The sequence below is a fragment of the Kitasatospora phosalacinea genome (assembly GCF_000717185.1).
Taxonomy (GTDB): Bacteria; Actinomycetota; Actinomycetes; order Streptomycetales; family Streptomycetaceae; genus Kitasatospora; species Kitasatospora phosalacinea_A.
Genome location: NZ_JNYE01000158.1, coordinates 1 through 10,718, shown reverse-complemented (window position 1 = coordinate 10,718; position 10,718 = coordinate 1). Strand labels below are relative to the sequence as shown.

The following is a 10,718-nucleotide window of genomic DNA, read 5'->3' as shown; positions in this document are numbered from 1 at the left end:
GGCCCCCACCCCCGCCCCTGCTCCCACCCCGGCCGCGCCCGCGAACCCGTGGGCCCCCGCCGGTGTCCACCAGCCGTGGGGGAGCGGCGCCTACCCGCCGGGCGCGGCCCAGGTGCCCGGCCAGGCGCCCGGCTACCCGGGGTACCCGGGCGCCTGGCCGGGCTACCCGCAGCCGCCGCGGTCGCTGTACAACAACGGGCTGGCGATCGCCGCGCTGGTGGTGAGCTTCCTGTGCTACCTGGGCATCGTCGGGATCGGCCTGGGCATCGCCGCGCTGGTCCAGATCAAGCGGACCGGTGAGCGCGGCAAGGCCATGGCGGTCTCGGCCATCGTGATCGGCACGGTCTGGCTGCTGCTCCTGGTCCTGGCGATCGTGGGCGGCGCCTTCGCGGACGAGTACGAGGACGACGGCGACTCCTCCCCGGGCAGCAGCGCCACCCACCACGCCGGTGGCAGCGAGCTGTCACCGCTCTCGCCGCTGCAGCTGAACATCGGCGACTGCGCCAACCTGACGGGCATGATCGCGTCCAAGAAGCCCGACTGCTCGGCGCTCCACGACGCCGAGGTGTTCTGGAGCGGCGCGTCCGCCTCGCAGGGCGGCTACCCGGGCGAGAAGGTGCTGAAGGACGAGGCCGACGAGCTCTGCTCGCACCACCTGGACGAGTACGTGATGGACACGTGGTCGATCCCGGAGACGACGGACTTCCCGTTCGCCTACCCGGACCGGGACACCTGGGACGTGGTCGGCGGCCGCCGGATCGTCTGCTTCCTCAAGTCGGAGGACCCGGTCACGAGTTCGATGCGCAAGGACCGCAGCAACCTGACCTCCGACCAGGTGCAGTTCCTGGAGGCCACCGACCAGTTCGACCGGCTCTGGATCGACGAGCCGGACGAGGACCTCGAGGTCGCGGACGACCCGGAGGCCTTCCGCACCTGGGCCGGCAAGCTGGCCGCCGGGGCCGACAAGCAGGCCGCGATGCTGAAGGCCGCGCACTGGAGCAACGTCGACAAGTCGACCGTCACCCGGCTGGCCGAGGAGACCGAGGTCGCCGCCCGGCACTTCCGGGCCGCCGCGGCCGCCAAGGACAGCGACACCATCGAGGAGGAGATCTCGACCGCCCACGAGCACCTCGGCGACGACGACATCCTCGCCCTGCGCCGCGCCCTGAAGCTGGCCACCGCGGACGAGGGGCCCGTCAAGGACCCCTCGGACCAGCTGGTCTGACCCCGGCCCGTCCGCTCGTCCGCTCGTCCGCCCGTCCGCGGCACCGGCTTCAGGAGGGCCGTGCCCCCGTCCGCGTCACCGGCTCCGGTCCCAGGCGGCGGCGTGCCGCACCAGGCGGGAGGGGAGGGCGGGGGCGCCGGTCCAGTGGAGGTGCAGGTAGGAGGCGTGGACCGGGCCGTGCAGGTGGCCCTCGGTGCGGGGGCCGGCGGGGGTGCGCCAGGCCCAGGCGGGGGAGGGGCCGGCGGGCGGGTCGGTGGTGGTGCGGTGGAACTCGTGGCCGCGGACCCGGGAGCCCGCGGCGGCGAGCGGCGAGTCGGCGAGGGCCACCGCCTCCCGGTAGCCGAGGGTCAGCCGGGGGGTCATCCGGGCCGTGGTGTCCAGCACTCCGCACATCGGCAGGCCGTCCAACTCCCGCCCCAGGTACAGCAGTCCGGCGCACTCGCCGACCACCGGCGCCCCGGCCGCGGCCAGTTCGGCGACCGCCGCGCGCAGCGCCGCGTTGGCGCTCAGCTCGGAGACGTACACCTCGGGGAAGCCGCCGCCGATCACCAACGCGGCCGTCCGCTCCGGCAGTTGCTCGTCGTGCAGCGGGTCGAAGGGCACCACTTCGGCCCCGGCGGCGGCCAGCAGTTCGGCGTTCTCCGCGTACGAGAAGGAGAACGCGGCGCCGCCCGCCAGGGCGATCCGCGGCCGGGGGCCGTCGAGCGGTTCGACCTCGGCCGCCGCGTCCCAGGGGGCGTCGGTCAGCGGCGGGGCGGTCCGGGCCAGGGCCAGCACCGCGTCCAGGTCGACGGAGGCGGCCACCAGTTCGCCCATCTCGCGGACCGCCCGCAGGGCCTCCGCGGAGCGCTCCACGGCCGGGACGAGGCCCAGGTGCCGGGACGGCGTGTCGACCGCCCCGGCGCGGCGCACCGCGCCCAGCACCGGGACGCCCGAGCCCTCCTCCAGGGCCTCGCGCAGCAGCGTCTCGTGCCGGTCCGAGGCGACCTTGTTCAGGATCACCCCGGCCAGCCGCACCTGCGGGTCCCAGGACGCGAAGCCGTGCACCAGCGCCGCCACCGACCGGGACTGCGAGGAGGCGTCCACCACCAGCACCACCGGTGCCCGCAGCAGCTTCGCGACCTGCGCCGTGGACGCCAGCTCGCCCCGCCCGGCGGCCCCGTCGTACAGGCCCATCACGCCCTCGACCACCGCGACGTCCGCCCCGGCCGCGCCGTGCGCGAACAGCGGAGCGATCCGCTCGGGGCCGCTCATCCAGGCGTCCAGGTTGCGGCCCGGGCGCCCGGCGGCCAGCGCGTGGTAGCCGGGGTCGATGTAGTCGGGGCCGACCTTGTGCGGGGAGACCTTCAGCCCGCGCGCGGCCAGCGCCGCGATCAGGCCGGTGGCCACGGTGGTCTTGCCCGCCCCGGAGGACGGCGCGGCCACCACCAGGCGGGGAACCATGTCGCTCAACTCGCTACCACTCGATACCGCGCTGGCCCTTGCGGCCCGCGTCCATCGGATGCTTCACCTTCGTCATCTCGGTGACCAGGTCGGCCAGTTCGAGCAGCGGCTCGGGCGCGTACCGGCCCGTCACCACCACGTGCTGGCTGCCCGGGCGGCTGCGCAGCACCTCGACCACCTCCGCCACGTCGATCCACCCCCAGTGCAGCGGGTAGGTGAACTCGTCCAGCACGTAGAACCGGTACGTCTCGGCCGCCAGGTCACGCTTGACCTGCTCCCAGCCCTCCCGCGCCGCCTCCTCGGAGGACTCGATGTCGCGCTGCACCCATGACCAGCCCGAGCCCATCTTGTGCCAGGCCACCGGGCCGCCCTGCCCGGACTCGCCGAGCACCCGCAGCGCGTTCTCCTCGCCGACCTTCCACTTCGCCGACTTGACGAACTGGAACACCCCGATCGGCCAGCCCTGGTTCCAGGCCCGCAGCGCCATCCCGAACGCCGCCGTCGACTTCCCCTTGCCCGGCCCGGTGTGCACCGCCGTGACCGGCTGGGTCCGGCGCTGCCGGGTCGTCAGGCCGTCGTCCGGGACGTTCTCCGCCACTCCCTTGGGCATGCTGCTCACGCCGCCTTTCGCGTCGTCGTCATCGTGGTCCGTGCTTCGCGCACCAGCGAGGCCACCCCTTCGGCCCGCAGGTCGTCCAGGCTGACCGCCTCGCCGTGCAGGTGCGCCGCCAACTCCCTTGCCAGGCCCAGCCGGACGGGGCCCGACTCGCAGTCCAGCACCACCGCGGCCACGCCCTGCGCAGCCAGCAGCCCGGCCGCCCGGCGGGCCCGCGGCAGGGCGTCCTGCCCGCCGGTGGCCCGGCCGTCGGTCACCACCACCAGCAGCGGGCGCCGGTCCGGGTCGCGCAGCCGCTCGACCCGCAGCACCTCGTGCGCCCGCAGCAGGCCCGCCTCCAGCGGCGTCCGGCCGCCGGTCGGCAGCTGCTCCAGCCGGGCCGCGCCGACCTCCACCGAGGAGGTCGGCGGCAGCGCCAGCTCCGCGCCCGCGCCCCGGAACGTCACCAGGCCGATCTTGTCGCGCCGCTGGTAGGCGTCCATCAGCAGGGACAGCACCGCGCCCTTGACCGCCGTCATCCGCTGCCGGGCCGCCATCGACCCGGAGGCGTCCACCACGAACAGCACCAGGTTCGACTCCCGGCCCCGGCGCACCTGCTCGCGCAGGTCGTCCCGGCGCAGCACCAGCGCCCGCCCGCTGCGCCCGCGCGCGAGCTGGTGCGGGGCCGCCGCGCGCAGCGTCGCGCTCAGGTGCAGCCGCGCCAGCCTGCCCCGCGGGCGGCGGGCCCGGACGGTGTGCCCGGCCGCCGTCTCGGCGGGGGAGCGCCGTCCCTGGGCGCCGCGGCCGGTGCCGTCCACCTCGAACAGCCGGGTGCGGTACGGCCGGTCGGCCGCGACCGGCGCCGACTCCCGCGAGCCGCCCGGGCGTTGCCGCGGCGGGGCGGCGACGTCGTCCGAACTCGCTTCACCGGCAGGGGAGTCGGAGGTGTCGGGCGCAGGGGCGCCGCCGCCGTCCGGCCCGCCGCCCCCGGGCCCGCTCCCCGGCCCGTCGTCGTCCGGCCCCTCGTCCGGCCCTTCCGCCCCCTCGCCCTCCGGCCCTTCCGGCGCCCGGTGCTCGGCCAGCGTCTCGTCCAGCTGCTCCTCGTCCAGCCCGGGCGCGTCGAACGGGTTGCGCCGCCGCCGGTGCGGCAGCGCCAGCTGCGCCGCCTTGCGGACGTCCTCCTCCAGCACGGCGGTGCGTCCCGCCCAGGCGGCCAGCGCCACCGCGGTGCGGGCCATCACGATGTCCGCCCGCAGGCCGTCCACCTCGAACGCGGCGCACACCGCGGTGATCTGACGCAGCGCCGGGTCGGAGAGCTCGACGTCGGGCAGCAACTCCCGGGCGGCGGTGATCCGTTCGGCGAGTTCGCGCTCCCGCCCGTCCCAGCGGGCCGCGAAACCGGCCGGGTCGGCGTCGTACGCGAGCCGCCGCCGCACCACCTCGGCGCGCTCGTCCGCGTCCCGGGTCGCGGCGATCTCCACCGTCAGGCCGAACCGGTCCAGCAACTGCGGCCGCAGCTCGCCCTCCTCCGGGTTCATCGTCCCGACCAGCAGGAACCGGGCCGCGTGCCGCACCGACACGCCCTCGCGTTCCACGTACGAGCGGCCCATCGCCGCCGCGTCCAGCAGCAGGTCCACCAGGTGGTCCTGGAGCAGGTTGACCTCGTCGATGTACAGCACGCCGCGGTGCGCCTTCGCCAGCAGGCCCGGCTCGTACGCCTGCACGCCCTCGGCGAGGGCCCGCTCCAGGTCCAGCGAGCCGACCACCCGGTCCTCGGCGACGCCCACCGGCAACTCGACCAGGTGCGCGGGCCGTTCGGCCGCCGCGGCGCCCGGGTGCGGACCGTCCGGGCACTGCGGGTCCGGCGCGGCCGGGTCGCAGGCGAACCGGCAGCCCGCGACGGTGGCGATCGACGGCAGCAGCCCGGCCAGGGCCCGCACCATCGTCGACTTCGCCGTGCCCTTCTCGCCCCGCACCAGCACCCCGCCCACGGCGGGCGAGACCGCGTTCAGCAGCAGCCCCAGCCGCAGGTCGTCCATGCCCACGATCGCCGTGAACGGATAACGGGCCTCGGTCACTCGGCACTCCCCATCGTCAGCGGGGCCGGGGCCCCGGGCGGCACGAACGGCAGACCCGCCGGTGCCCCGTTCTCGATCAGCTTCCACAGCGCGTCGGTGTCGGCGTGCTCGGCGACCAGGTCGCCCAGCGCGTCCAACTGCCGCTCGCGGGCGGCGGCGAAGGAGGTGTCCGGCGCCGGGACGAACGACCGCCCGGCGGCGCGGGCCGCCTCGGCCAGGAAGGCCCGCCGGAAGGCGTCGTTCTCCAGCAGCCCGTGCCAGGTGGTGCCCCACACCGCGCCCGCCCGGCAGCCGTCCAGCGGCCGCCCGGCGGCGTCGGTGACGAACGGCTCGCCGCCCTCCACCGCCACCACGCCGTGGTGGATCTCGTACCCCTCCACCGGCTCGCCCAGCGCCACCCCCGACGGCCGGGCCAGCACCTTCTCCGCGCCGAACACCACCCGGGTCGGCAGCAGCCCCAGACCCGCCACCGGGCCGGACGACTTCGACTCCACGCCGTCCACGACCTCCCGGCCCAGCATCTGGTAGCCGCCGCACACCCCCAGCACCGGCAGCCCCGCCGCGGCCCGCGCCGCCAGCGGCCCGGCCAGGCCCTGCGCGCGCAGCCACGCCAGGTCGGCGACGGTCGCCCGGGTGCCGGGCAGCACCACCAGGTCCGCGTCCGCGAGCTCCTCCGGGCGGGTCACCCAGCGCACCAGCACGCCCGGCTCCTGCGCCAGCGCGTCCACGTCCGTGAAGTTCGACAGCCGCGGCAGCCGCACCACCGCGACCCGCAGCACCTGAGCGCCCACCGGCCCGCCCGCCGCCGGGCGGGACGCCACCGCAGCCAGGCCCAGCGAGTCCTCCGCGTCCAGCCACAGGCCCGGCAGCATCGGCAGCGTGCCCAGCACCGGACGGCCGGTCAGCTGCCGCAGCATCTCCAACCCGGGCTCCAGCAGCCGGGCGTCACCGCGGAACTTGTTGACCAGCCAGCCCGCGACCAGCGACTGGTCCTGCGGCGACAGCAGCGCCAGCGTCCCGAACATCGACGCGAACACCCCGCCGCGGTCGATGTCCCCGACCACCACGACCGGCAGCCGGGCCGCCGTCGCCAGGCCCATGTTGGCGATGTCCCCCTCCCGCAGGTTGATCTCCGCGGGGGAGCCCGCGCCCTCGCACACCACCACGTCGAAGCGCGCCCGCAGGTCCGCCAGGCACTCCAACGCCCGCTCCAGCAGCACCGGCTTGCGCTCCCGGTAGTCCAGCGCCCCGACCTCCGCGACCGGCCGCCCCAGCAGCACCACCTGGCTGCGCCCGTCCGCGCCCGGCTTCAGCAGCACCGGGTTCATCGCCGCCTCCGGCGCCACCCCCGCCGCCTGCGCCTGCATCGCCTGCGCCCGCCCGATCTCCGCGCCGTCGGCCGTCACGAAGGAGTTCAGCGACATGTTCTGCGCCTTGAACGGCGCCACCCGCACCCCCTGCCGGGCCAGCCAGCGGCAGATCCCCGCCGTCACCACACTCTTCCCGGCGTCCGAGGTCGTACCGGCCACCAACAGCGCGCCGTTCACCGGCGTACTCCTTTCACTGCGCCCCGCCAGGGGCGCGAGGAACTGCGCGCAGCGGAAGGCAGCACGTCGAAATCCCGCGTCATCACAGTCAGTTGCCGCACGCGTCCACGCCGGGCCGGGTTCACCCGCGCGCCCGCGCACCCAGCGTCCGCACGCCCAGCGTCCGCGCACCCAGCGCCCGCAGGCCCAGCGTGGTGGCCAGGGCGAGCGCGCCGACCCGGCGCGAGAGGCGGCAGGCGCGCTCGATGTCGGCGGTGCCGACCGGCGGCAGGCCCGCGCCCAGCACGGGCCGGTGCTCGACCCGCTCGCCGTAGCGCAGCGTCCCGCCCAGCTGCACGCCCAGCGCGCCCGCGAACGCGGCCTCGGCCTGGCCCGCGTTGGGGCTCGGGTGCGCGGAGCCGTCCCGCCGCCAGACCCGCCACGTCCGGGCCGGGGCGTCGGACGCGGCGACGGTCAGCAGCGCCGTCAGCCGGGCGCCCGGCCAGCCCGCGACGTCGTCCAGCCGGGCCGAGGCCCAGCCGAAGCGGCGGTAGCGCGCCGACCTGTGCCCCACCATCGCGTCCAGCGTGTTCGCGGCCCGGAACGCCAGCAGCCCGGGGACGCCCGCGACGCCGCCCCACACCAGGGCGTTGACCACCGCGTCGGCGGTGTTCTCGGCGACGGACTCGACCACCGCCCGCGCCACCTGCTGCTCGTCCAGGCCGGACGGGTCGCGCCCGCACAGGTGCGGCAGCCGCTCCCGGGCGGCCGCCAGGTCGCCGTCCGCCAGCGAGCGGCCGATCGCCGCCGCCTCCCGGGTCAGCGACGTCCCGCCGAGCACCGTGAAGGTCGCCGCGGCGGCCAGCACGCCCGCCGCCGCCGGCGAGCGCCGCACCGCCCGGACGGCCAGCCCGGCCGCGCCCGCGACCGCACCGACCGCGAGCGCGGTGTGCAGCGCCCCGGCGCCGCGGTGGTCGCGCCACAGGCGGCGCTCCAGGCGGGCCGCGGCGGCGCCGAACAGGGCGACGGGGTGTCCGCGCCGGGGGTCTCCGAACCGGGCGTCCGCGAGGTATCCCGCGGCCGCGCCCACCAGGTACGGGGCAGCCCGCATGGCGTCGTGTCCTCACTCAGGGTCCGCGCCCTGGATCGACGGAACGGGGGCCAGAGTCTCCTGACTTCCGGTCACCCCCGCGCGGGGTGAACGGTCACAGTGGCGGGACCGCGCCGGACTCGCACCGGCTTCCTCTGCTTGCCTCCGTTTGGCCCGAAGATCCCACCACGCCCGCTTCGGGGCAGTCAACCGGGGCGGTGGAGGGTTAGGTCACACACGGCCTCGGCCCCGCCGAACGGACCGGCGGGGCCGAGGCCGCAGCTCAGGGCAGGTGCCCCGGGCTCAGGGCGTGCTCAGGGCGTGTGCACGACGGGCCGCGGCGCGGTCGGCATGCCGTCGCCGAGGAAGAAGCCCGGGTGCGGCGGCTGGTTGTACGCGGTGTTCTGCCAGGCCACCGCCTCCCGGTACTGCACGTCGTGCATCAGCGTGGTGATCCGCAGCGAGGTCGGTACCGGCGTGGAGTAGATCCGCAGCGCCCGGTTGTCGGTGGTGGGCCACACGACCTCCTCGCGCCAGTCGCCGAACAGGTCGGCGGACAGCGACGGGGTCGCCTTGGTGGTGTTGTTGGAGTGCACGCCGGAGGCGGTCAGCAGCCGGGTGTCACCGCCGGTCCCGTACTTGTCGACGTGGGTGCCGTCGAGCAGTTCGCGCACCGGGTCGCCGTCCCACCAGAGCGTGAAGTTCGCCGAACCCGGCTTGCGGCCGATGTCCTGCCCCTTGACGCCGTACAGGCCGCTGACCCCGGAGGACCAGGACTCGGCGCCCGGGCTGCCCGCGTACACGTCGTCGGAGACGCCGCGTCCGTTGTCGCAGCCGCAGTCGGGCTGGCGCCACAGGATCTGGCCGGTTCTCGCGTCCGCGAACCAGGCGGAGTACTTGGTGGTGCCCTCGTCGACCTTGAACTCCTCCAGGCCCGGACGGCTCGGGTCGAGGTCGCCGACGTGCATCGCGTCGCCGTGCCCCTGCCCGGTGTTCCACAGCCCGCGCCCGTTGTCGTCCAGGGCCATCGCCCCGTAGACGATCTCGTCCTTCCCGTCGCCGTCCACGTCCGCGACCGCCAACTGGTGGTCGCCCTGGCCCGCGTACGCGCCGTTGCCGGAGGCGTCGGAGTCGAACTTCCACCGCTCGGTGAGCTTGCCGCCGCGCCAGTCCCAGGCCGTGACGACGGTGCGGGTGTAGTAGCCGCGGGCCATCACGATGGACGGGCGCGAACCGTCCAGGTACGCCGTCCCGGCCAGGAACCGGTCGACCCGGTTGCCGTACGAGTCGCCCCACGCCGAGACGGTGCCGCGCGGCGGGTCGTAGTTCACCGTCTGCAGCGCGGCGCCGCTGCGCCCGTCGAAGACCGTCAGGTACTCCGGGCCGGACAGCACGTACCCGCTGGAGTTGCGGTAATCGGCGGTGGCGCTGCCGATGGTCCGCCCGGCGCCGTCCACCGTGCCGTCCGCGGTCTTCACGGCGACCTCGGCCCGCCCGTCGCCGTCGTAGTCGTACACCTGGAACTGCGTGTAGTGCGCGCCCGAGCGGATGTTGCGCCCCAGGTCGATCCGCCACAGCCGGGTGCCGTCCAGCTCGTACGCGTCCAGGTAGGTGTCGCCGGTGTAGCCCGACTGCGAGTTGTCCTTGGCGTCGGTCGGGTTCCACTTCAGCACGAACTCGTACTGCCCGTCGCCGTCCAGGTCGCCGACGCTCGCGTCGTTCGCCTCGTACGTGTAGGAGCCGCTCGCGTTCGACCCGCCGGGCGGCGGGGAGACCGGCACGTCCCGGTAGCCGTCCGCGAAGCCGACCGAGGCGGGCGAGGCGGCCTGCTCGACGCCGTCCACCACCGCGCGCACCGTGTACGAGGCGCCCGCCGGCGCGCCGCCGTCCAGGTAGTCGGTGGCGGTGGCCAGCGGCGCGGAGTTCACCCTGGCGCCGTCCCGGTACACGTTGAACGCGACGCCGTCCGGGTCGGTGGCCAGCCAGCGCCAGGACACCAGGTTGCCCGTGCCGCTGCGCACCGAGACCAGCCCGCGGTCCAGCTTCTCCACCTGCCGCCCCTGCCCGGCGGGCGGCGGGGTGCTGGTCGACGCGCTCGGCGACGGGCTCGGCGACGGGGACGCGGTGCCGCCCGAACTCCCGGTGCAGAGCGTGCCGTTGAACGTGAACGAGGCCGGCACCCCGGTCGTTCCCGCGCCCGGCACCGAGCCGTTGAAGCCGAAGCTCACGGCGCCGCCGTTCGCCACCGCGCCGTTGTAGGACAGGCTCTTCGCGGTGACCTGGCTGCTGCCGAGCGTCACGTCCGCGTTCCAGGCCTGGGTGACCTGCTCGCCGTTGCCGAACGACCACTGGAGCGTCCAACTCGTCACGGCGTCACCGAGGTTGGTGATCTGGACGTTGGCGCCGAAGCCGCCCTGCCAGGCGCTGCTGACGGTGTAGTCGACCCGGCACCCGGCCGAGGCCGCGCCCGCCTGCTGCCCCGCCCAGCCCGCACCGGCCGCGGCCAGCGCACCGGCCACCAGCGCCGCACCCGGGCGCAGCGCCCGTCGTCTGCGGTGTCCTGCCATCGTTGCTCCTCCGAGGAGTGGGGACGATTGACTGGGAGCGCTCCCACTGAATCCAGCCAGAGCGACCGGACACCGTCAAGCCTTCCGTCCCCCGGCTGCGAAACTTTCGCACCTTCTCCGGTCAACCACCTTGCTGACAAGGCGAGTTGGCGAAGAGTTCGACCCGACCCGCCCCGACCCGACCCGCCCCGACC

Annotated in this window: 7 protein-coding genes and 1 riboswitch; of the genes, 1 reads left to right on the top strand and 6 read right to left on the bottom strand. The window is 75.5% G+C overall.

Annotated elements, in window-relative coordinates; genetic code table 11:
• Positions 1 to 1,225 (top strand): DUF4190 domain-containing protein (locus OO57_RS36395; protein WP_158715367.1); only part of this gene is annotated, 1,225 nt, incomplete at its 5' end.
• A 75-nt stretch (positions 1,226 to 1,300) separates the two neighbouring features.
• Here the strand turns inward: OO57_RS36395 and OO57_RS36390 are convergent.
• From OO57_RS36390 to OO57_RS36365, 6 genes are all read right to left on the bottom strand, one after another.
• Positions 1,301 to 2,668: a cobyrinate a,c-diamide synthase gene (locus OO57_RS36390; protein WP_033257099.1), complete on the bottom strand. Its 1,368-nt coding sequence runs from the start codon at positions 2,666 to 2,668 to the stop codon at positions 1,301 to 1,303.
• A 13-nt stretch (positions 2,669 to 2,681) separates the two neighbouring features.
• On the bottom strand, positions 2,682 to 3,278 hold the full coding sequence (gene cobO / locus OO57_RS36385; protein WP_033257101.1) for a cob(I)yrinic acid a,c-diamide adenosyltransferase: 597 nt from the start codon (positions 3,276 to 3,278) through the stop codon (positions 2,682 to 2,684).
• A gap of 5 nt (positions 3,279 to 3,283) precedes the next feature.
• A complete protein-coding gene (locus OO57_RS36380; protein WP_051778705.1) occupies positions 3,284 to 5,302 on the bottom strand; it encodes a putative cobaltochelatase in 2,019 nt (672 codons plus the stop codon).
• Positions 5,303 to 5,337: 35 nt separating this feature from the next.
• Positions 5,338 to 6,888: a cobyric acid synthase gene (locus tag OO57_RS36375; RefSeq protein ID WP_033257097.1), complete on the bottom strand. Its 1,551-nt coding sequence runs from the start codon at positions 6,886 to 6,888 to the stop codon at positions 5,338 to 5,340.
• Between the two features lie 121 nt (positions 6,889 to 7,009).
• Positions 7,010 to 7,978 (bottom strand): cobalamin biosynthesis protein, encoded by a 969-nt coding sequence (locus OO57_RS36370; protein ID WP_033257096.1) that lies wholly within the window; start codon positions 7,976 to 7,978, stop codon positions 7,010 to 7,012.
• Positions 7,979 to 8,031: 53 nt separating this feature from the next.
• A riboswitch (cobalamin riboswitch) is annotated at positions 8,032 to 8,114 on the bottom strand.
• A gap of 157 nt (positions 8,115 to 8,271) precedes the next feature.
• Complete coding sequence (locus tag OO57_RS36365) at positions 8,272 to 10,524, bottom strand: cellulose binding domain-containing protein (RefSeq protein WP_033257094.1); 2,253 nt, start codon at positions 10,522 to 10,524, stop codon at positions 8,272 to 8,274.
• Positions 10,525 to 10,718 lie beyond the last annotated feature (194 nt).